General features: G+C 73.1%; 16 protein-coding genes. 12 read left to right on the top strand and 4 right to left on the bottom strand.

The genetic code is table 11. The annotated features are described in order from the left end of the window. Nucleotides 1-115: 115 nt before the first annotated feature. Nucleotides 116-3,346 (bottom strand): AfsR/SARP family transcriptional regulator, encoded by a 3,231-nt coding sequence (locus RND61_RS28825; RefSeq protein WP_315881079.1) that lies wholly within the window; start codon nucleotides 3,344-3,346, stop codon nucleotides 116-118. A gap of 207 nt (nucleotides 3,347-3,553) precedes the next feature. Here RND61_RS28825 and RND61_RS28820 point away from each other — a divergent pair, with 207 nt between their 5' ends. Next, complete coding sequence (locus RND61_RS28820; protein ID WP_315881078.1) at nucleotides 3,554-5,692, top strand: tetratricopeptide repeat protein; 2,139 nt, start codon at nucleotides 3,554-3,556, stop codon at nucleotides 5,690-5,692. Nucleotides 5,693-5,886: 194 nt separating this feature from the next. Here the strand turns inward: RND61_RS28820 and RND61_RS28815 are convergent, their stop codons facing one another. Together RND61_RS28815 and RND61_RS28810 are read right to left on the bottom strand one after the other, a co-directional pair. Continuing rightward, nucleotides 5,887-7,119 carry a hypothetical protein gene (locus RND61_RS28815; RefSeq protein ID WP_315881077.1) on the bottom strand — a complete coding sequence of 411 codons (1,233 nt, stop codon included), beginning with the start codon at nucleotides 7,117-7,119 and terminating at the stop codon, nucleotides 5,887-5,889. A 255-nt stretch (nucleotides 7,120-7,374) separates the two neighbouring features. Next, complete coding sequence (locus RND61_RS28810; RefSeq protein ID WP_315881076.1) at nucleotides 7,375-8,085, bottom strand: Clp protease N-terminal domain-containing protein; 711 nt, start codon at nucleotides 8,083-8,085, stop codon at nucleotides 7,375-7,377. Nucleotides 8,086-8,279: 194 nt separating this feature from the next. Between RND61_RS28810 and RND61_RS28805 the strand changes: the two genes are divergently transcribed. From RND61_RS28805 to RND61_RS28780, 6 genes are all read left to right on the top strand, one after another. Further along, nucleotides 8,280-9,602, top strand: coding sequence for an extracellular solute-binding protein (locus RND61_RS28805; RefSeq protein WP_315881075.1), 1,323 nt, complete (start codon nucleotides 8,280-8,282; stop codon nucleotides 9,600-9,602). Beyond that, on the top strand, nucleotides 9,599-10,564 hold the full coding sequence (locus tag RND61_RS28800) for a carbohydrate ABC transporter permease (protein WP_315881074.1): 966 nt from the start codon (nucleotides 9,599-9,601) through the stop codon (nucleotides 10,562-10,564). The genes RND61_RS28805 and RND61_RS28800 overlap by 4 nt, the downstream gene beginning before the upstream one ends. After that, entirely contained in the window at nucleotides 10,561-11,418 is an 858-nt protein-coding gene (locus tag RND61_RS28795) for a carbohydrate ABC transporter permease (protein WP_315881073.1), read from the top strand. The genes RND61_RS28800 and RND61_RS28795 overlap by 4 nt, the downstream gene beginning before the upstream one ends. 31 nt (nucleotides 11,419-11,449) lie before the next feature. Further along, on the top strand, nucleotides 11,450-12,982 hold the full coding sequence (gene arfA, locus RND61_RS28790) for an arabinosylfuranosidase ArfA (RefSeq protein ID WP_315881072.1): 1,533 nt from the start codon (nucleotides 11,450-11,452) through the stop codon (nucleotides 12,980-12,982). Between the two features lie 279 nt (nucleotides 12,983-13,261). Further along, nucleotides 13,262-14,284 (top strand): LacI family DNA-binding transcriptional regulator, encoded by a 1,023-nt coding sequence (locus tag RND61_RS28785; protein WP_315881102.1) that lies wholly within the window; start codon nucleotides 13,262-13,264, stop codon nucleotides 14,282-14,284. Nucleotides 14,285-14,330: 46 nt separating this feature from the next. Beyond that, nucleotides 14,331-14,582 (top strand): hypothetical protein, encoded by a 252-nt coding sequence (locus RND61_RS28780; protein ID WP_315881071.1) that lies wholly within the window; start codon nucleotides 14,331-14,333, stop codon nucleotides 14,580-14,582. A 185-nt stretch (nucleotides 14,583-14,767) separates the two neighbouring features. On the opposite strand, the gene RND61_RS28775 is transcribed toward RND61_RS28780, so the two are convergent. Then, nucleotides 14,768-15,217: a GNAT family N-acetyltransferase gene (locus tag RND61_RS28775; RefSeq protein ID WP_315881070.1), complete on the bottom strand. Its 450-nt coding sequence runs from the start codon at nucleotides 15,215-15,217 to the stop codon at nucleotides 14,768-14,770. Between the two features lie 438 nt (nucleotides 15,218-15,655). Here RND61_RS28775 and RND61_RS28770 point away from each other — a divergent pair, with 438 nt between their 5' ends. The 5 genes from RND61_RS28770 to RND61_RS28750 all read left to right on the top strand — a co-directional run. Next, nucleotides 15,656-16,882 (top strand): ABC transporter substrate-binding protein, encoded by a 1,227-nt coding sequence (locus tag RND61_RS28770; RefSeq protein ID WP_315881101.1) that lies wholly within the window; start codon nucleotides 15,656-15,658, stop codon nucleotides 16,880-16,882. A gap of 14 nt (nucleotides 16,883-16,896) precedes the next feature. Continuing rightward, nucleotides 16,897-17,907: a carbohydrate ABC transporter permease gene (locus tag RND61_RS28765; RefSeq protein WP_315881069.1), complete on the top strand. Its 1,011-nt coding sequence runs from the start codon at nucleotides 16,897-16,899 to the stop codon at nucleotides 17,905-17,907. Beyond that, nucleotides 17,904-18,761: a carbohydrate ABC transporter permease gene (locus RND61_RS28760; protein ID WP_315881068.1), complete on the top strand. Its 858-nt coding sequence runs from the start codon at nucleotides 17,904-17,906 to the stop codon at nucleotides 18,759-18,761. The genes RND61_RS28765 and RND61_RS28760 overlap by 4 nt, the downstream gene beginning before the upstream one ends. Nucleotides 18,762-18,792: 31 nt before the next feature. Beyond that, nucleotides 18,793-19,380 (top strand): hypothetical protein, encoded by a 588-nt coding sequence (locus RND61_RS28755; protein WP_315881100.1) that lies wholly within the window; start codon nucleotides 18,793-18,795, stop codon nucleotides 19,378-19,380. A gap of 211 nt (nucleotides 19,381-19,591) precedes the next feature. Further along, on the top strand, nucleotides 19,592-22,310 hold a 2,719-nt coding region (locus tag RND61_RS28750), incomplete at its 3' end, for an exo-rhamnogalacturonan lyase family protein (RefSeq protein WP_315881067.1).

Raw genomic sequence — 22,310 nt, 5'->3', positions numbered from 1 at the left:
ATCTTCGTACACCGCGCATAATTACCACACGGAATCGACCCTTCACCAATTCAGTCAGACTTTTCCTTTCCTCTGTCATATTCACGGGACTGCTGGGCTAGAATCCGCTGGTCGATCATTCGGTCACCTGATCGAATCCGGCCATCCTCTCCCTGATCCGTGCCGCCGCCCCCGCGTCCAAGGGGGTCAGCAGCGCGCACGCGTGCCGCCACAGTTCGAGGGCCTCCCCGCGGCGGTCGAGGGACGCGTACACCTCGGCGAGGCACTCCTCCGCAAGGGCCTCCTCCTCCGGCAAGTGGATCCGCCGGGCGGATTCGACGGCCGCCACGAGGTGCGGTTCGGCCTCCCGCGCGTTGCCCCGGGCGAGTTCCGCCCCGCCGAGCAGCCGTTGCGCCTGCACCTCCTCCAGACCCGCGCCGATGCCCCGTGCCAGGGCCAGCGACTGCTGGAAGTAGGCGATCGCCCGTTCCGTCTCCGCCACCGCCTGGTGGGCCATGCCGAGTCCGGCGGTCGTGATCGCCTCGTTCTTGCGGTCGCCCAGCTCCTGGAAGACCAGGAGTGCCCGCCGGTACATCGTCACGGCCTTGCGCGGGCTCCCGGAGTTCGCGAGGACCTCGGCGAGGTTGATCTGCAGAGTGGCGTGGTCCAGGCGGCTGCCCGTCCGTTCCGCGATGCGCATGCCGCTCTCCAGGGTGCGGCGGGCGGGTTCCGGCTTCCCCATGTGCATGTAGAGGTTTCCGAGGTTGTTGAGCGTCTTCGCCAGCAACCGCTCGTCTCGGGTCTCCCGGAAACCCCTGATCGCATGGCGGTAGTGCCCCAGCGCCTCGTCGTACTGCCCCAGGTACATCAGGGAGATCGCGATGTGGTTGTGGCAGCGCGCCTGCCGCCACTCGTCGCCGGAGGCCGCGCACAGCTCCAACGCCCTGCGGTGGAGGCGCACGGCCTCCTGGTTCTGGCCCGTGTGCCAATGCCGCAGGCCCAGTTCGCGCAGCACCTCGCCCTGGGCGTCCGTGTCACCGGCTGCCTCCGACAGGGCCAGCGCCTCGGCGGCCCGCGCCTCGGCCGCCGCGTAGTCGCCGGTCGCGGTGTGCGCCGCCGTCAGGTGCATCAGGGACCGGCACAGCGCGGCGTCGTCACCCGTACGGCGCCAGTGCTCGGCCGCCGCGCCGTGCATGCGGATCGCGTCCGTCCAGTGGCATTCGCCGTAGAGGAAGCAGGCCAGCGCCCGGCTGAGGAGGGCCGCGAGGTCGCCGGAGCCGCGCAGCCGGGTGTGCCGCTCGGCGTTCACCAGGTTCGACCGCTCGGCCCGGAACCAGGACAGCGCCTCCTCCTCCCGGTCGATCCGCACCTCCGGCTCCTCCGGAGTGCCGGACGGCCCCCCGGGCGTGCCCGTTCCGTCCGGTGGAGCCTGCGCGGCGGGGCGGGACTCCCGCGGGTACAGCACCCGGTCGCACCGCTCGGCCGTGCGCAGGTAGAAGCCGATGAGCCGCTCCACCGCGGCGTCCCGCTCCCCGGCGGTCTCCGTCGCCGCGCACAGCAGCCGCGCGTACTCGCCCAGCAGGTCGTGGAAGCGGAACCGGTGCGGAACCGGCTCCTGGAGCAGATGGCACTGGAGGAGGTTCTCCAGCACCCGCTCGACCTCCTCCACCGGTCGGCCGCACAGCGCGGCCGCGGCGTACGGGCCGAACTCGGGACCCGTGTGGAGGCTGAGCATCCGGAACACGGCCTGCTCCTCCGCTCCGAGGGCCTGGTACGACATCTCGAAGGCCCGGCCGATCTCCGAGTAGCCGTCCCGGATCTCGCTCAACCGGCTCGGTGCCCGCGCCAGCCGCTCCCGCAGGACGGCCAGGTCCCAGGAGGGGTGGGCGTTCAGGCGGTTGGCCGCGATCTCGATGGCCAGCGGTAGGTGGCCGCAGAGCTCCACGATGCGGGCGACCTCCGCCTCGTCCCCGCACCGGTCCGGTCCGACCACCTCCCGGAACAGGGCGACGGCGTCCTGCCGCGGCAGGACGTCCAGGGCGAGCCTCCGGGCCTGCGGCAGGCCCACGAGGCTGCGGCGGCTGGTGACGATGGTGAAGCACTCCGAGCCCTCGCCCGGCAGCAGCGGCCGTACCTGGCGGGGCCCGGCCGCGTCGTCCAGCACGATCAGCACGCGCCGCCGGCCCAGGATCCGCCGCCACAGCGTCGCGCGCTCCTCCACGTCCGCGGGGATGGACCGCGGTGGTACGTCGAGGAGGCGCAGCAGCGTGGCGAGTGCCGCCCCCGCCGTCAGCGGCTCCAGGCCCTGGGCGTGGGCGCGCAGGTTGACGTAGAGCTGGCCGTCGGGGAAGCGGTCCCCGAACTCGTGCGCCGCCCGGACCGCCAGTGCCGTCTTCCCCACGCCCGCCATGCCGGAGATCGACTCCAGGCTGACCGTCGACCCGTGCGTCCCGGCGGTGTCGATGGCCGCGAGGATGCGCCGCATCTCGTCGTGGCGTCCTATCAGGGCAGCCTGGTAGGGGAGCTGGTTGCGCAACGGATGGCGCCGTGGCGCCTCCTCCGGCGCGGAGGAGGGCGAGGAGACGCGTGCGGTACCGCCCGTCAGCTCCCCGACCGGGCCCCTCGCGAGGATGTGCCGGTGGATCCGGGTCAGTTCCTCACCCGGCTCCGTGCCGAAGTCGTCGCGCAGTCTTCTGCGCAGCGCCTGGTGGGCGAGGAGCGCGTCGGCGTGGCGGCCGCTCGCGTACAACGCCACCATCAGCTGACCGACGAGCGTCTCGTCGCCCGGGTGCTCGTCGACGAGTGGCGTCAGCTCCGCCGCGGCCTCCGCGAACCGTCCCAGACGCAGGTCGATCGCGATCCGCGCGGTGGCGACGCCGCGCCTGCGTTCGGCGAGGCCCGCGCGGACACGCTCCGCCCACAGGCCCGGGAGACCCGCCAGGGCCTCGCCCGCCCAGAGCCGCTCGGCCCGGCGCATCAGCTCCGAGGCCCGTACGTCGTCCCCCTCCGCGGACGTCGTGCGCGCCCGCTCCGCGAGCCGCAGGTACCGGTGCCAGTCCACCACCTCCGGCTGCACCCGCAGCGTGTACGTGTGCGTCCGGTACACCAGGGCCGCGGCGGGGCCGTCCGGGCCGGTGGCGGAGCGGATCGCGCGGCGGATCCGCGAGACGTACGTGTGGACGTTCGCCCTGGCCTTCGCCGGGGGAGGCCCCGTGTCCCACAGACGATCGACGAGGGCGTCGAGCGCGACCGGGCGGCCCACGTCCAGGGCGAGGGCCGCCAGCAGCAGACGTTCCTTGTCCGAACCGAGCCCCAGCCGGCCGTCGCGGGAACCGAGGCCGACCGGACCGAGGATGTGGATGTCCACCAGCGTTCCTCCCGCCGGCTCCCGTGGTGGACTGCACAGAATGGCAGTTCGTCCAGGACCGGACCAGTGAGTGGAGAGCGAATTACCGGCGGATTCCCGCCCCCTTACGGCCGCGCCCCGGCGGGTAGGGGAAGACAGGGACGGACCACGGGGGGCGCAGTGACCGGTCAAGCGGACCACGCAGACGGCACGGGTCGTGCGGAACACGTGCATCACACCAACGCGATCGGCGGTTCCGCCACCGTCCACGGCGTCACCGTGCAGGCGCACGCCGTCCACGGCGGCATCCACACCCACATCCAGAGTCCCCGCCCCCTGCCGGTGCCCCGGCAACTGCTCCCCGTGTCGCTCCACTTCACCGACCGGGAGAGCGACCTCACCGCCCTCGACGCGCTGATCGACCGGCACCCGGGGGAGCCGGAGCGCCCCGGCGGCGCGGGGGAGCGGTCGCCACGGCTGGTCGTCGTCACCGGGCCCGCCGGGGTCGGCAAGACGGCGCTCGTCACCCGTTGGCTCCACCGCGGCGCCGGGGCGTATCCGGACGGGCACCTCTACGCGGATCTGCGGGGCCACGCCGCCGACGAGGCCGTGCCGCCGGGTGAGGTCCTCGGCCGGTTCCTGCGGGCCATCCACCCGGGACCCGTACCCGTCGACACCGTCGAGAAGACCGCGCTGTGGCGCTCCCTCACGGCGGGGCTGCGGCTCGCCGTCATGCTCGACAACGTCTACACCGCCGCCCAGGCCAGACCGCTGCTGCCCGGTTCGGGGCAGAGCCTGGTCGCCGTCACCAGCCGCCGCCGGCTCACCGGCCTCCGGATCGACGGGGCCCTCTTCCACCCGCTCGGCCTCATGCCGCCCGAAGCCGCCGAGGAGCTCCTCGTCCGCGGCATCGGGCGGGCCCGCGCGGACGGCGAACCGGGCGCCGCCCGGCGCGTCGTGAAGCTGTGCGCCGGCCTCCCCCTCGCCGTCTGCGTCGCCTCCGCCCGCCTCGCGGCACGCCCCCGCCAGCCCGTCGGCGACCTGGCCGACGCCCTCGCCCGGGACCAGAACAGGCTCGCCGTCCTGGCCGTGGAAGGAGAACCCGCCGTGCGCAGCGCCCTCGACACCTCCTACGCCGCGCTCGACGCGCCGGCCGCCCGGCTCTACCGGCTGCTCGGCCACCTGCCCGTGCCCGGCTTCGGCGCCAGGGCCGCGGCCGCCGCCGCGGCTCTGCCGCTCGACCAGGCCGGCGAACTCCTCGACGCCCTCGTGGAGGCCAACCTCGTGGAGGACATCGGCCCCGACCGCTACCGCTTCCACGACCTCATCGGTCTCCACGCGCGCGAGCGCGGCGCCGCCGACGAGCCGGCCGACGCACGCGCCGCCGCCCTACGCCGGGTCTGTGACTGGTACCTGGCCACCACGACGGAGGCCGAGAAGCTCATCACCCCCGCCCAGCTCACCCTCGACCGCGCCTACGCGCCCGGCCTGCCCGACCTGGAGCCGCCCTTCACCGACGAGGCCGGCGCGCTGCGGTGGCTGGCCGACCACCAGGACGACCTGCGCGCCGTGCTGGCCGCCGCAGAGGAGCAGGGCTGGGACACGCTCGTGTGGCAACTGGTCGACGCGATGTGGCCGCTCTTCCTCCGGTTGCGCGTGTACGACCTGTGGATCGCCGCCCACGAGACCGGGCTGGCCGCGGCCCGGCGTGCCGGTCACGCCGCGGCCGAGCGGCAGATGCTCAACTCCGGAGCCATCGGCCTGAGCGCGGCCGGGCGGCCGGACGACGCCGTCTCCTGGTACGAGCAGTCCCGCGCGGCGGCCCGGCGCGCGGGCGACCGCCGCGACGAGGGGCAGGCGCTGCTCGGCATCGGTGCCGCCCACTTCGAAGCCGGACGGTACGCCGAAGCCGCCGCCCACCTGCGCCGGGCCGTCGACCTGTGGGAGGAGACCGGTTACCGGCGCGGGGTGGGTCTCGCCCGGATCGTGCTCGGCGAGGTCGCCCTCGCGGTGGACGACGCCCCGCTCGCCGTCGCGGAGTGCGAGGAGGCCCGCGCGGTCCTCCTCGACGTGCGGGACCCGCACGACGCGGCCCGCGCGCTCGCCTTCCTGGGGCGGGCACGGGCCCGCGCCGGGCAGTACGCGGCCGGTCTGGAGCACCTCCACGAGGCACTGCGGGCCTTCGAGGAGTCCGGCGCCGCGCACTGGCAGGCCCGCACCCTGGAGATGATCGGCCTCAGCGCGCAGGAAGGCGGCGACACGCAGGTCGCGGGCGACTCCTATGAGCGCGCCCGCGACCTCTTCGCCCGGGTGAGCCCCGGGGACGCGGACAGGCTCGCCGGCCGGCTCGCCGCACTGACGTCCTGAACCGCCGGCGAGGAGCACCAGGACGCAGCCCGGGTACCGGTCCAGCAGGGCGCGCGCCTCCGCGAGGCCGCCCGGCCGGCACCGGTAGAGGACGTCCGCCAGCTCCCGCCGCCGCTCCTGCCCCGGGGCGTCCGCGTCCGCGACGAGCCAGTCGCCCGGCAGCCACCCGGTGCCGGGTTCCCGCCGTACGCCGCTCACGCCGTCGCCTCCCGGTCCGAGTGCGGCCACACGCGTGCGGCCGACGGCGGCGGGAGGGGACGGGTGAGCGGGGCGTGAGCCGGCCGGCCCAGGCCCAGGAGCCGGTACAGCAGGGCCCTCATGTTGTGGTCGAAGCGGTTCGGCTCGGAGGTGATGCGCGCGGCGAGGGCCTCGTACGCCGGTGCGCTGTACTCCGCCTCCGCGTAGGCGAACTGCTCGCCCAGGGGGTGGACCGGTGACAGGGACGGTGCCAGGAGCGCCAGGTCGGCCGCGGGCGAGGCCGGATTGATCTCCTGTTCCGGCGACTCCGCCATCAGGATCGGCGCGCCCGTGAGCGTTGCGTACAGGGTGACGGAACCGTGGTCGCCGACGATCAGGTCGGCGGCGCACAGCACCGGCCTCCAGTCCATGTCCGGCGGGACGATCCCGAGGCCCCGCTCCGCCCAGCAGCGCAGCCAGGCCCGCACCTGCCGGGACCCGTGCCCCGACCACACGTTGGGGTGCAGGAGCACGACCAGCCGGTCGCCCGTGCCGCGCACCTGGTCCATCAGACGCGGCAGCAGCAGGTCGAACCGGGCGAACGCCGATCCGGGCCCCCACGTGGACGTGACCGCGACGAGCCGCTCGTCCCGGCCCAGGCCGAGCGACGCCCGGTAGGCGTCCCGGTGCGGCAGGCTCGCCACGATCCGGTCCCGCGCCGGATCGCCCACCACCGACGCCGCCGGCACCGCCTCCGGGCAACTGCGGCCCAGCGCGGCCAGGTCGTCCCGGTGCGCCAGGACCACCGCGGCCGGGACCTCACCGTCCAGCAGGACGTCCTGGCGGCGCAGCCCCAGCACCTCCGAGCCGGGGGTGCCGCGCAGCCGCTTCACGAAGTTCGCGCCGTGCGGCAGCAGCACGACCCGGGCGCGCACCGACGCCATGTGGCGCGGGCCGGCCGCCAGGGCCAGGTCGAAATCCGTCCGTACCGCCTCCTCCCAGGGCACCACCGCGCTCCCCGCCTCGTGCAGGAACCGCGCCGTGCCGTCGCCCAGTTCGTGCGGCGGCACGGTGAACACGCACTGGACGCGGAAGTCCGACTCCAGGAGCGGCACCACGTCGAGCAGTCGTTTCCCGTACGTGACGGTGTGCGCCACCACCAGCACCGTCTTGCGCCCGGTCAGCGTGAGCCACTGGCGGGCGCCGGACGCGTCCGCCGCGGACCGCGCGAACCTGCTGATCCCTTTCACCGTGTTCCCCCCGAATCGCAAGGCCGATTGACGGAGAGGCGCATGCCCGGAGGGGTGGACGCCGTCCTGGCCGCGTCCTTGCAGAAACCTTGCTCGAACGCTTGTGCCCTCAATGCGCCGTCCGGTGCGCCCCGCGCACGCGCGGGACGGGCGGGCGGCGCGTGCCGTCCGGAGCCCTACCGGCCCGTACGGATGCCCCCGGGCCACGGGCGGACGTGGGCGCGGGAACACCCCGTCCCCGCGCCCACGGGGGTGTCAGGGCGCGGCCGTGAGGTGTGCCTCGGTGGCCTCCTTGTCGATGCCGAGGCCGCTCAGCACGCCGTCGCCGTTCTCGTACTCCAACTGGGCGAGCAGCAGGTGCTCGGGGCCGATGTACTGGTCCCCGAGGCGCAGGGCCTCGCGGAACGTCAGCTCCAGGACCTTCTTGGCGGCCTGGTCGTACGGGACGAGGGAGGGAGGCTCCTCGGCGGCCGGGGGGAGCGCGGCGGACGCGGCACGCCGTACGGCGTCGAGCGTCACGCCCTGCGCGGTGATCGCCTTCATCGCGGCCGTCTCCGGTTCCGTCACCAGCCCCAGCACCAGGTGGGGGAGGCCGAGTTCGGCGCTGCGGGCGCTCTGCGCGGCGGCGTGCCCGGCGACGACGACCTTCCGGGCGGTGTCGTCGAATCGGCTGAAGCCCTGGCTCGGGTCCAGTTCCGTCGGCTCGCCCGGGTCCTTCGGCACGAACCGTTTCTGCGCCGCCTGCCGGGTGACGCCCATGCTGCGGCCGATGTCCGTCCACGACGCCCCCGACCGCCGGGCCTGGTCCACGAAGTGCCCGATCAGGTGGTCGGCCACGTCGCCCAGGTGGTCGGCGGCGATGACGGCGCTGGAGAGCTGGTCGAGCGTGTCGGAGTGGGTCTTCTTGATGGCGTGGATGAGGTCGTCCAGGCGGACGGACGCGGTGGCGTCTCCGGGTTTCGTCATGTGTCAACGGTAGGTTGACAGTCGAGGAGTGTCAACCGGGAGTTGACGAGAGGTCGTTCTGTTCGCCCTGTCGAACCCCGGACGCGATTTCGCTTGATCCTTGCGCGACTCATTGACGGCCGGGGGCGGGGAATCTACGGTCCCACCCGTTCGAAGTTGCGATCGTCATTCGATATGCCGAACCGGGAGAGGGAATGGGACGACCTGTCCTGAGCCGCAGAGAGGCGCTCACCGCGATGGGCGGGGCCGCGGCCGCCGGCGTCGCCGGCTGCGCCGCGCCGCGGACCGCCGACGCCGGGCGGACCAGGCTCCGCTACTGGCACCTGTTCGGCGGCGGCGACGGCCTCACCATGCTCGCCATGGTCGACGCCTTCCGCGCCGAGCACCCGGGCATCGCCCTGGAGGCCGCCACCCTCCAGTGGGGCGCGCCCTACTACACCAAACTCGCCATGGCCGGCGCCGGCGGTCGCGCTCCCGAAGTCGCCGTCCTCCACCTGGCCCGCCTCGCCGGGTTCGCGCCCGGCCGGCTCCTCGACCCGTTCGACCTGGACCTCCTCGCCGCCCACGGCGTACGGGAGGACGACTTCCCGCCCGGCATCTGGCGGCGCGGCGCCGTCGGGGGACGGCAGTACGCCATCCCCCTCGACACCCACCCCATGGTCCTCTTCTACAACACCGAGGTCTGCGCCAAGGCCGGCCTACTCACCCGCGGCGGGACCCTCGAACCCCTCGACGGCGCCGACCGGTTCACCGCCGCCCTGCGCGCCGTCCGCGGGGTCACCGGCCGGCCCGCGCTCGTCACCGAGACGCTGGGCTCCGACTGCATCGGCCCCTGGCGGCTGTTCTCCACCCTGTACTCCCAGCTCGGCGGCGCCGTCCTCGGCCCCGACGGCACCACCCTCGCCCTCGACGACGCCAAGGCGCTGACGGCCCTGGAGTACATGCGCGCCCTCGTGGAAGAGGGCCTCGTCGCCCACCGCGTCGACTACGCGGGCGCCGTCGGCGTCTTCAACAACGGTGAAACCGGCTTCTACCTCAACGGCGCGTGGGAGATCGGCTCCTTCCTCGTCACCGGGCTGCCCTTCTCCATCACCCGCGTCCCCAACCTCTTCGGCCGCCCCACCGCCCAGGCCGACTGCCACGCCTTCGTCCTCCCGCACCAGGACCGCCGCGGCGGGCCGCCCGACGAGGCGGCCCACGCGTTCGTCGCCTGGATGCTGCGGCACACCGTCGAATGGGCGAAGGGCGGACACGTACCCGCCTACCTGCCGACCCTGCGGCGCCCCGACTACCTCGCCCTCTCCCCGCAGTCGGCGTACCGCTCCGTCGTCGACGACGTGGCGCTCGACGAGCCCGCCTGGTTCGCCGGATCGGCCTCCGTCATGTGGATCGAGCTCGGCGCCGTCTTCTCCGGTGTGCTCACCGGGGCCCGCACCCCCCGAAGCGCCCTCGCCGAGGCGAAGGCCCGGCTCCGGACCCTCCTCGACACGCCGAACCCCTTCGGAGGCATCCGGTGACCACGCCCCCCGCCCCCGCACCGACGCGCCCGGCCCCGCGCACGGCGCGTCCGGCCCCGCGCCCGCCCCGGCCGGCCGTCCGCCGGCACTGGACCGAGCACGGCCTGGTCTTCGTCGCCCCCTTCCTCCTCGTCTACGGGGCCTTCCTGCTCTGGCCGCTCGTCTCCGGCCTCGGCATCAGCCTGACCAGCGAGAACATCTCCGGCTCCGGAGGAGGCTTCGTCGGCCTCGACAACTACGCCGAAGCGATCCAGGACCCGGCCGTCTGGTCGTCGCTGGGGAACACCGTCTGGTTCACCGTCCTGTCCACCGTGCCCCTGGTCGTCGTGGGCCTCGTCCTCGCCCTGCTCGCCCATCACCTGCGGGTCGTCCAGTGGCTCTGGCGGCTCAGCTGGTTCGCGCCGTTCCTGCTGCCGTCCGGCGTCGTCGGCCTGCTCTTCCTGTGGGTGATCTACCCGTCCGACTTCGGCTTCGCCGACCAGGCCCTGGCCGCCCTCGGCCTCCACCCCGACATCGGCTGGCTCACCGACGAGCGGTACGCGATGCTCTCCATCGTCCTCACCACCGTCTGGTGGACCGTCGGCTTCAACTTCCTGCTCTACCTGGCCGCGCTCCAAGCCATCCCGCAGCACCTGTACGAGGCCGCCGAACTGGACGGCGCCGGACCCTGGCAGCGACTGCGCTCCATCACCCTGCCCATGCTCCGCACGACCACCGGCGTCGTCGTCGTCCTGCAGGTCCTCGCCTCGCTGAAGGTCTTCGACCAGGTGTACATCATGACCGGCGGCGGCCCCGACGACGCGACCCGGCCGATCCTCCAGTACGTCTACCAGGCCGGGTTCACCGGCTACCGCACCGGCTACGCCTCCGCCGTCTCGTACCTCTTCTTCGCGCTGATCCTGATCGTCTCCCTGGTGCAGCTGCGCCTGTCCCGCCGTACCCGAGAGGAGACCGCCCGATGAGCGCGGCCGCCGACACCCCCGCCCGCCGCCCCCGCTGGACCACCGGCCGGCTGCTGATGCTCCTCGCCGCGCTCGCCCTCGCCGTCGCGTGGGTGCTGCCGCTGGCCTGGGCGGTCGCCACCTCCCTCAAGCCGGAGGGCGAGACGACCCGGACGCCCCTGGAGTGGATCGGCTCCACCGTCACCCTCGACGCCTACCGGCAGGTGTGGGGCTCGGGCGACCTCACCCGCTGGATGTTCAACTCCGCGTACGTCTCCGTCGTGACGACCGCGCTGACGGTGCTGCTGTGCGCCACCGCCGCGTACGGCTTCTCCCGCACGGAGTTCCGCGGACGCAGGGTGCTGTACGGGCTGGTCCTCGCCGGGATCATGGTGCCGCCGCAGGTGCTGATCGCCCCGCTGTTCGCCGAGATGGCCGCCCTCGGCCTCGTCGACACGTACTGGGGCGTGATCCTCCCGCAGGTCGCCGTGCCCGCGATGGTCTTCATCCTGGTGAAGTTCTTCGACGGCGTGCCGCGCGAGCTGGAGGAGGCCGCGTTCGTCGACGGCGCGGGCCGCTGGCGGGTCTTCTGGACGATCGTCATGCCGCTGTCCCGGCCCGTCCTCGCCGCCGTCGCGATCTTCACCTTCATCTCCACCTGGAACAACTTCCTCTGGCCGTTCCTCGTCACCACCGACCCGGGCGGCATGACCCTCCCGGTCGGCCTCGTCAACGTCCAGTCGTCGTACGGAGTCCGGTACGCGCAGATGATGGCCTCCCTCGTCATCGCCGGCCTCCCGCTGCTCGTGGTCTTCGCCCTCTTCCAGCGGCAGATCGTCCGCGGCGTCGCCCACACCGGCCTCGCCGGCCAGTAACCCACCGACCCCTGAAGGGAACCCGCCACCCATGACCGGCACCACGCCCGTCCCCGCCCGCTTCACCCTCGACCCGGCCTTCACGGTCGGCGACGTCGACCCGCGCCTCTTCGGTTCGTTCGTCGAACACCTCGGCCGCTGCGTCTACACCGGCATCCACGAGCCCGACCACCCCGCCGCCGACGACGCCGGCCTGCGCACCGACGTCCTCGCCCTCGTCCGCGAGCTGGGCGTCACCGCCATCCGCTACCCCGGTGGCAACTTCGTGTCCAACTACCGGTGGGAGGACGGCGTCGGCCCCGTCGGCAGCCGCCCCCGCCGCCTCGACCTGGCCTGGCGGACCACCGAGACGAACCGCTTCGGCCTCGCCGAGTACATGGAGTTCCTGCGCCGCGTCGGCCCCCAGGCCGAGCCGATGATGGCCGTCAACCTCGGCACGCGCGGCGTCGCCGAGGCGCTGGAGCTCCAGGAGTACGCCAACCACCCCGGCGGCACCGAACTGTCCGACCGCCGTGCCGCGCACGGCGACAAGGACCCGTACGGCATCCGCCTGTGGTGCCTCGGCAACGAGATGGACGGTCCCTGGCAGACCGGCCACAAGACCGCCGAGGAATACGGGCGGCTCGCCGCCGAGACCGCCCGTGCCATGCGCCAGATGGACCGGGACGTGCAGCTCGTCGCGTGCGGCAGCTCCTCGCGCAGCATGCCGACGTTCGGCGCGTGGGAGGCGACGGTGCTGGCCGAGACGTACGACGTCGTCGACTACGTCTCCCTGCACGCCTACTACGAGGAGCAGGACGGCGACCGGGACTCCTTCCTCGCCTCGGCGGTCGACATGGAGGCGTTCATCGAGGAGGTGGTCGCCACGTGCGACCACGTCGGGGCGCGCCTGAAGTCCCCGAAGAAGATCCAGCTCTCCTTCGACGAGTGGAACATCTGGTACCTCAGCCGCCACCAGCAGCAGGTCGAGGCCGAGCCGCTGGACTGGCCCGAGGCGCCGCGGCTGCTGGAGGACGTCTACTCGGTGACGGACGCCGTGGTCTTCGGCTCCCTGCTGATCGCCCTGCTGCGCCACGCGGACCGGGTGGCCGTGGCCTGCCTCGCGCAGCTCGTCAACGTCATCGCGCCGATCATGACGGAGCCGGGCGGGCCGGCGTGGCGGCAGACCACGTTCTACCCGTTCGCCCAGGCGTCCCGGTACGGGCGCGGCCGCGTCCTCGACGTGCGGGTGGAGTCGCCGACGTACGAGACGAAGAAGTACGGCACGGTCCCGCTGCTGCACGCCACCGCCGTGCGCGCCGACGACGGCACCGTCACGGTGTTCGCCGTCAACCGCGACCGGACCGCGCCGCTGCCGCTCGACGTGGTCCTGCACGGGCTGGACGGGATGGAGGTCGTCGAGCACACGGCGCTGGCCGACCCGGACCCCGAGGCGCGCAACACGCTCGACGAGCCGGAGCGGGTGACGCCGCACGCGGTGGACGGGACGCGGGTCGAGGACGGAGTGCTGCGGGCGGTGCTGGAGCCGATGTCGTGGAACGTCATCCGGCTCGGGACGAGGTGACGGCGGCCGGGAGCCGCCCACCGGGACGGCCCCCGGGGGGACGGCCGGACGCGAGCGACGCACGGACCTGACCCGCCCCTTCCCGCCCTTTCCCGCCCGTTCCTCCCCCTCCCCCGCCCGCCGGAAGCGCCGTGGCGGTGTCCGTACCGGACGCCGCCACGGCGTCGGCGTGTGCGGACGGCGCGTGAAAGACCGGATGAATCGATTCATGCGTACGATGGGGCGTCCCGCCCGGGACGGGCCGGGGCAGGAGCGAAAGGGGGCGCGGGCGTGGCGCGCATGGTGGGAATCAAGGACGTGGCGCAACGGGCCGGGGTGTCCGTCGGCACCGTCTCCAACGTGATCAACCGGCCCGGCACCGTCGCCGAGGCCACCCGCGAACGCGTCCAGGCCGCCATCGAGGAGCTGGGCTACGTCCGCAGCGAGTCCGCCCGGCAACTGCGGGCCGGACAGAGCCGGATCATCGCGCTGCTCGTCCTCGACATGGCGAACCCGTTCTTCGTGGACCTGGCGACCGGGGCGGAGCGCGCCGCGCGGGAGGCCGGCCTCGGGGTCATGCTCTGCAACAGCGCGCAGGACCCGGAGGAGGAGGCGGAGTACCTGGGACTCTTCGCCGAGCAGCGGGTGCGCGGGGTGCTGGTCACCCCGGCCGACCCGGAGGGGCACACGCTGCGGGCCTTCGCCCGGCACGGCATCCCGTACGTGTTCGTCGACCGCACCGCCGCCGGCACCGACGCGTGTTCCGTCTCCGTCGACGACGTCGAGGGCGGCGCGCTCGCGGCGCGGCACCTCCTCGGCGCGGGCCACCGGAGCATCGTCTACGTCGGCGGACCCGCGCACCTGCCGCAGATCGAGGACCGGCGCACGGGCGCCCTGGCCGCGGTCGCCGAGGCGGGGCTGCCGCCGGACGCGCTCGTACGGGTCGACACCGAGCGGCTGGACGTGGCCTCCGGGCGCGACGCCGGGGCGCGGCTGCTCGGCATGTCGCCCCGCCCCTCGGCCGTCTTCTGCGCCAACGACCTGCTGGCCCTGGGCGTCCTCCAGACCCTGTTCGCGGCGGGGGTCTCGGTGCCGGACGACATCGCGCTGGTCGGCTACGACGACATCGAGTTCGCGGCTGCCGCCGCGGTGCCGCTCACGTCGGTGCGGCAGCCGGCCCAGCGGATGGGGCGCATGGCGGCGGAGCTCCTCATCGAGGAGACGGACGGCACGGGGCAGGAGGGCCACGCGCACCGGCACATCGTCCTCCGGCCGGAACTGGTGGTCCGGGCCTCCAGCCTCCCGCCCCGCCGCCACCCGTGATCGGCCCGGCCTTGCCGCGCGGGAACCGGCCCGCGATGCTGGGCCGATGCCGAAGCAGCGCAGGAGACGACAGCGGGACGAGGGCGCCGCGCGCCGGGCGGCCGGGCGCTTCGCCCCCGAGGCCGGGCACTGGGAGGTCGTCTTCGAGACCCGGGACGAGAAGGAGTGGCACGCCCACCTCCGCCGACTGCGCAGCACGGAGCAGGGGTTCGACTGGTCGGCGACGCGTGTGGACACGTTCTGCGGCCGGCTGGAGCAGCCGACCACCTACCGGCTGAGCGTCTTCGTGGAGCGCTGACGCGGGTGGGCGCGGACGTGGGCGGCGTGGACGGGCCCTGACGTGGGCGGCGCGTGCGGCTGCTGGCGCGGACGCGGGGCGGGCGCCGGCGCGGGCGGCGTGGAGGGGCGCTGACGTGGGCGGCGCGTGCGGGTGCTGACGCGGACGCGGGGCGGGGCTTCGAGATCCCGCTCCCGCCCCGGGCGTCAGGCGAGGACGAACCGCAACTCCGGGCGCTCCCAGGTCACCTTCGGCGGGGACGGGGCCACCGTGCCCACCCGCTCGGCTCCCAGGCGCCGGTAGAACCGCTCGGCGGGCGGGTGGGACACCACGCGGACCTCGCCCAGGCCGGCTTCCTGGGCCTGGTCGAGCATGTGCTCCACCAGGAGCCGGCCGACGCCCGACCCCCGCGCCCCGTCCGCCACGAACATCAGGTCCAGCTCCGGCGGCTCCAGGACGAGGGAGTAGAAGCCCAGCGCCCGGTCGGCGGCGTCGACGGCCGTGAAGACCCGGTGCCGGGTCACGTACTCCGCGGTGACCCGGTACCCCGAGACCATCGAGGCGTACGCCCCCCGGTAGGCGCCGGACCCCTGGACCAGTGAGGTGAGGCGGTCCGCGTCCCGTGCCGCGGCGCGCCTGATCGTGAGGGAACGCATCGCCGCAGTATAGGGGTGTAAGCGTATGAGACCATTACCTTTTCCGGTGGGGGGCGCCGTCGTGCCGGGCTCCGGGCGCGGTCCGGGCCCCGCGGCCCCCTCCCGGGCGCCTCCGGCGGCGGGGTCGGCCGTGACCCCGCCCGGGCCCGCCCCCGCCCCCGCCGCGGAAGGTCCCGAAGGTGCCGTGCGGCGCCCGTGGTTCGGCCGGTCGGACGAACGCCCTCCGGAGCGGTGTCCCGAGGCCGGAGTCGCCGCGCCGTCGCGTGAACGGATCTTGTCGTAACCGTTGACTCGCCAGCCCGGGATCCTTACGTTGTCCCAGCAAGCGCTTACCTAAAACGATTCAATGCGCGCTGGAGGACGACTGTGCGTACCAACGGGACCGGGACCCAGGGGTCTGTTGACCGGCGCAGCCTGCTGAAGCTGGCGGGTGGCTCCATGGCCGCCCTCGGCCTGACGGCGGCTGGCTGCGGCGGCGGAAGCGGCTCGGACGGCGGGACCGTCACGATCCGGTACGCGTGGTGGGGGTCGGACGACCGCGCCAAGCGCATCAACCAGACGATCGAGCTGTTCGAGAAGAAGTACCCGAAGATCAAGGTCAAGACCGACTTCCAGCCGTACCTCGACTTCTGGAAGAAGTTCAACACCCAGGCGTCCGGCGGCAACCCGCCGGACGTCTTCCAGAACGCCATCGGCTTCCTCCGCAAGTACGACGCCAAGAACGTCCTGCTCGACCTCAGCGAGCAGGTCAAGGCGGGGAACCTGCGCATGGACGGCTTCCGCGCCGGCCTCGACACGTTCGGCGAGGTCGACGGCAAGCTCCTCGGCGTCCCCGTCGGCTCCAACTCCATGGCGCTCGTCATCGACGAGAAGGTCTTCGACAAGGCAGGGATCACCCCCAAGCCGGGCTGGACCTGGAACGAGTTCCACGCCGCCCTCGACAAGATCCGCGACACCCAGGGGCGCGCCGGCGACAGCGGCATGTACGGCGTGATGTACCTCTACGACCTCTACCTCCGCCAGCACGGCAAGGCGTTCTTCACGCCCAAGGGGCTCGGCTTCACCGAGTCCGACCTCACCGACTGGTGGACGAAGGCGCTCCAGGGCGTCCGGGCCGGCACGTACTCCGACCCGAAGAAGGTCTCCCAGGTCAAGCCCAAGGCGGCCCTCTCCGCCGGGCTCTCCGCGTGCGAGTTCACCTGGGACAACTTCACCATCCGCTACACCTCCGAGGGCAAGAGCGAGTACGGCCTCGCGCCCATCCCCACCACCGACGGCAAGAAGACCGGCCAGTACCTCGGCTCCCTCATGCTCAGCGCCTCCAAGCGCACCAAGCACCCCAAGGAAGTGGCCCAGTTCATCGACTTCATGGTCCACGACCCCGAGGTCGCCAAGATCATGGGCTACGACCGCGGCGTGCCCGCCACCACGGCCCAGTACGAGGCGTTCAAGCCCACCGACCCGGTGAACCAGAAGATCGCCGCGTACGAGCAGCAGCTCGTCGACTCCGGCGTCCTGGAGCAGATCACCCCGCACCCGGCCGGCGCCGACATCGCGGAGGCCGCGTTCCTGCGGATCGCCGAGGAGATGGCCCTCGGCAAGAGCTCCGTGGCCGAAGCGGTCCAGCAGTTCTTCTCCGAGTCGAAGACCGCCCTCGGCTCCTGAGAGGGAGAAACACCGTGACACCTGTACAGACGCCCGCCGCCGCGGCCCTCCCCGCCGAGGGACCGGCGGGCCCCGGGCCGGGGCGGGGCGGCGCGGCCAAGGGGCGCTCCGGCCCCGGCGCCCGGCGGCGGGCCCGCCGGGAGAACCTGGCCGGCTACCTCTTCATGTCCCCGTGGATCGCCGGCTTCGCGCTGCTCACCGCGGGTCCGATGATCGCCTCGCTCTACTTCGCCTTCACCGACTACAACCTGTTCGACGCGCCCCGCTGGGTCGGCCTGAAGAACTTCACCGACATGTTCGCCGACCCCCGGTGGCGCCACTCCGTCGACGTCACCCTCTGGTACGTCGTCGTCGGCACCCCGCTGAAGCTGGCCGCCGCCCTGGGGGTGGCCCTGCTGCTCAACCAGAAGCGCCGCGGCCAGGGCTTCTACCGGGCCGCGTTCTACGCCCCGTCCCTGATCGGCGCCAGCGTCTCCATCGCCATCGTCTGGCGCGCGATCTTCTCCGACGACGCCATCGTCGACCGCGCCCAGCGCAGCCTGTTCGGCATGGACGTCGGCGGCTGGATCGGCGACCCCGACTGGATCGTGTACAGCCTCATCGCCCTGACGATGTGGCAGTTCGGCGCCCCGATGGTCATCTTCCTCGCCGGCCTCAAGCAGGTGCCGCGCGAGCTGTACGAGGCCGCCGAGGTCGACGGCGCCGGCACGTGGCGCCGCTTCTGGAACATCACCCTGCCCATGATCTCCCCGGTGCTGTTCTTCAACGTCCTGCTGGAGACCATCCACTCCTTCCAGATCTTCGGCTCCGCCTACATCCTGGGCGGCCAGGCCGGCGGCACCTGCGGCCCGGCCGACGCGACGCTCGTCTACACCTGCTACCTGTACGTGCAGGGGTTCGAGAACAGCCGCATGGGCTTCGCCTCCGCCATGGCCTGGATGCTGCTGCTCGCGGTCGGCCTGGTGACGGCGGTGCTGTTCTGGTCCCAGAAGCGCTGGGTGCACTACGAGGAGGCCGCCCGATGAGCGCGCTCGCCACCATCCGCCGCCGCGGCGCCGGCTCGATCGCCTGGCACGTCGGGGCGCTCGCCATCCTCGCGGTGGTGCTCTACCCGGTGCTGTGGGTGATCGGCGCCTCGCTCAAACCCAACGACGAGATCGTCGGCAGCCTCCAACTGTTCCCCACCGACCCCATCACCGACAACTACCGGCACCTCGCCCAGGGCATCGCCGACATCCCCCTGAGCACCTTCTTCGGCAACTCCCTGTTCCTGGCGGTCGGTTCCGTCGTCGGCGTGCTGGTCTCCAGCTCCCTGGCGGCCTACGCCTTCGCCCGCATCGGGTTCGCCGGGCGCGGGCTGATGTTCACCCTGATGATCGGCACGCTGCTGCTGCCGTACCACGTCCTGCTCATCCCGCAGTACGTGCTGTTCCAGAAACTGGAGCTGATCAACACCTACACGCCGCTGCTGCTCGGCAAGTACCTCGCGACGGACGCCTTCTTCGTCTTCCTGATGGTGCAGTTCATGCGGAACCTGCCGAAGGAGCTGGACGAGGCCGCCCGCCTCGACGGGTGCGGACACCTGCGGATCTACTGGTCGATCGTGCTGCCGCTGTGCCGGCCGGCGCTGATCACCAGCGCGATCTTCACGTTCATCAACGCGTGGAACGACTTCATGGGCCCGCTGATCTACCTCAACGAGCCCGAGAAGTACACCGTGTCGCTCGGCCTGAAGATGTTCGTCGACCAGGACGGCGTCGCCAACTACGGCGGGATGATCGCGATGTCGCTGGTCGCGCTGCTGCCGGTACTGGCGTTCTTCCTCGCCTTCCAGCGGTACCTGATCGACGGCATGGCCACGTCGGGCCTGAAGGGGTGATCCCGGCGTGTCGACGACGAACACGACGCACGTGACGGACACGGCGCGGGCGGCGCGGCCGTCCGGTTTCCTGGCGGGGTTCGCGGTCTTCGCGGAGTGCCTGCTGACCGGGGTGTGGATCGCGGTGGCGGCGCTGCCGCTGGTCACCCTGCCGGCCGCGCTCGCGGCGGGCGCGGCGCACCTGCGGCGCGTCCTCGCCCACGAGGGGGGTGGGGTGCGGGAGTTCGTCGCCGACCTGCGGACCGCCGCCGCCCGGCACGGCTGGCTGGTCGGAGCCGCCGGCTGGGCGGCGGTCGCACTCGTCTGGGCCGACCTGGCCGTCGTACGCGCCGGGGGACTGCCCGGCGGGGCGTTCGCCGGGGCGGTCGGGGTGCTGGCCCTGCTGGGCCTGGTCGTCGCCGGGGTGCGGGCCGCGGCGGTGTGGCGGCCCGGCGCGTCGTGGCGCGTGCTCATGGGCGCGGCGGTACGGCGCACCGTGCGCGACCCGGCGGGGTCGCTGGTGCTGGTGTGCGGGCTGGCGGTGATCGCCGCGTCGGCGTGGCTGTCGCCGCCGCTGGCGGCGCCCGCGGCGGGGGTGCTGATGGGGGCGGCGCTCGCGGTGGAACGCCGCCGCGCCTGACCGCCGCGCCGGGGCCCGGGCCAGGGGGCCCCGGGGCCCCGGCCCCGGACCCGTAGGCCCGCGCCCCGTCGGGACGGCGTCCCGGCCCGTCGCGCGCGGCCTCCCGGACGAGGCACCCGCCGCGCCGCCCGCTCCGCCCCGGCGGAACGGGCGGCGCGGCGGGGTCCGAGTCCACCGCTCGATTCGGACTCACTGTCAGGAAGGAACGTTCATGTCTCCCATACCGCGCAGATCCCTGTTCAAGGCGGCGGCTGCCGTCGGGGCCGCCGCGCAGTTCAGTTGGGCACTGGGGCAGGGGACCGCGCAGGCGGCGCCGGGGGCCGAGGCGCAGGCCGGGGACGCGCCGGTGCGCGTCGGCTGGCTGGAGGACGGAGGGCTCGGCGCCGCGCCCGGCTCGACGTTCGGCGTGCCCTGGCCCAAGGGCGCCGTCCCGGCCGACCGGGGCTTCGCCCTGGCCACCGAGGACGGCGAGGAGGTGCCCGTGCAGAGCTGGGCGACCGCCTACTGGCCCGACGGCTCCCTCAAGTGGACCGCCCACGCCGTGGGCCCCGCCGCGGCGGGCGCCGAGAAGTTCACGCTCACGCCCGGCGCCGGGGGCACCGCCCCCACCCAGCGCGTCGCCGTCACGGAGACCGACCGGCGGATCACCGTCGACACGGGCACCATCAAGGCGGTCGTCTCCAAGGACGGCGGGAAACTCGTCGAGTCCGTCACCCGCGGCGGCGCGAAGATCGCCACCGACGGCCGGCTCGTCCTGCTGCGGCAGAGCGACCTCGACGACGGCGACCAGGGCAACGCCAAGTGGGAACGGTTCGACGGCGAGATCGAGCGGGCCGTCGTCGAGCAGCGCGGCCCCGTGCGGGCCGTCGTGCGGATCGACGGCAAGCACCGCAAGGGGAGCCGGAGGTGGCTGCCGTTCAGCGTGCGGCTGTACTTCTACGCTGGCGCCGAGTCGTTCCGGATGGTGCACACCATCACGTACGACGGCGACCAGAACAAGGACTTCGTCCGCGGCCTCGGCGTCCGCTTCACCGTGCCCATGCGGGACGCGGCGTACGACCGGCACGTCCGCATCGCCGGAGAGGGCGAGGGGTTCCTCACCGAGGCCGTCCAGGGCATCACCGGCCTGCGCCGCGACCCCGGCGCCGCGGTGCGCGCCGCGCAGGTCAAGGGCGAGAAGCTGCCCGACCCGTCGACCTGGGACCAGCGGGTCACCACCCGCCTCCCCTACGTCCCCACCTGGGGCGACTACACGCTCTCCCAGCTGTCCGCGGACGGCTTCACGCTCCGCAAGCGGACCAAGCCCGGCCACGGCTGGATCCCCGCGGGCGGCGGGCGGCGGGCCAACGGCTTCGCGTACGTCGGCGGGGTCAGCGGCGGCTTCTCCTTCGGGCTGCGCGACTTCTGGGAGAAGCACCCCGCCCAGCTCGACATCCGCGGCGCCGCCGGGGACGCCGCCGAGGTCACCCTGTGGCTCTGGTCGCCCGAGGCGCAACCCATGGACCTGCGCTTCTACCACGACGGCCTGGGCCAGGACACGTACCCCGAGCAGATCGAGGGCCTCAACATCACGTACGAGGACTACGAGCCCGGCTTCGGCACCCCCTACGGCATCGCCCGCACCAGCGAGCTGATGTTCTGGGCCAACGCGGCCACCCCCGCGGCCGACGCCCTCGTCGCCCAGGCGCGGGCCGTGCGGACGCCGCCGCAGTTGGCCGCCGCGCCCGAGGACCTGGTCCGCGCCAAGGTGTTCGGCGGGCTGTTCGCCCCCGTCGACCGGTCGACCCCGGCGAAGGCGGCGATCGAGGACCAGCTCGACTTCCTGTTCACGTACTACAAGGACCAGGTCGAGCAGCGCCGCTGGTACGGCTTCTGGGATTACGGCGACATCATGCACACGTACGACGAGGACCGGCACCAGTGGCGGTACGACGTCGGCGGGTACGCCTGGGACAACTCGGAGCTGTCGCCGGACCTGTGGCTCTGGTACGCGTACCTGCGCTCGGGGCGCGCCGACATCTTCCGGTTCGCGGAGGCGATGACCCGGCACACCGGCGAGGTCGACGTGTACCACCTCGGGCAGTGGGCGGGGCTCGGCACGCGGCACGGCGTGCAGCACTTCGCGGACAGCGCGAAGCAGCAGCGCATCTCCACCGCCGTGTACCGGCGCCCGTACTACTTCCTCACCGCCGACGAGCGGGTCGGGGACCTCATGCACGACCTGGTCGACTCCGACGAGACGTTCCTCGTCCTCGACCCGATCCGGAAGATCCGCACCGAGCCGTACGAGCCCGACCGCCACGCGCTGTCGATCGGCTTCGGCACGGACTGGAGCGGGCTCGCGGCCGCGTGGCTGACCGAGTGGGAGCGGCGCGGGCCCAAGGCGGCGAAGGCGGAGGCGCGGCTGCGGTCCACCATGGAGACGATCGCCGCGCAGCCGAACGGCTTCGTGCAGGGCACGGGCCTGTACGACCTGGACACGGGGCGGTTCGCGGTGGCGACCGAACCGGTGGTCGGCGTCTCGCACCTGTCGGCGATGTTCGGCCTGGTCGAGATGTGCGCCGAGCTGATCGACCTGATCGACATGCCCGCGTTCAAGGAGGCGTGGCTCGACTACTGCCGCTACTTCAACGCGACCAAGACCGAGCAGGCCGCCCGGTACGGCAAGAACTTCGGGTCGCTCATCCTGTTCCAGGGCCACTCCCGCCAGGACGCGTACGCCGCCGCCCAGTTGGGCGACGACGCGCTGGCCGCGCGGGCGTGGCGGAAGTTCTACGACAGCGACGGGTACACGAAGGCCATGAAGTGGGAGAAGACCCCGCTGAAGGGCCCGCAGGTCCTGGAGCCCGGCTACGAACACCTGTGGATCTCCACCAACACCACGGCCCTGTTCGGCCTGGCCGCCATCCAGAACCTGGCCCTGGTGGGCG

Source organism: Streptomyces tamarix (assembly GCF_032423885.1).
GTDB classification, from domain to species: Bacteria; Actinomycetota; Actinomycetes; order Streptomycetales; family Streptomycetaceae; genus Streptomyces; species Streptomyces tamarix.
Note: the sequence above shows the minus strand (reverse complement) of the source record. Positions and strands in the feature narration are given on the sequence as shown.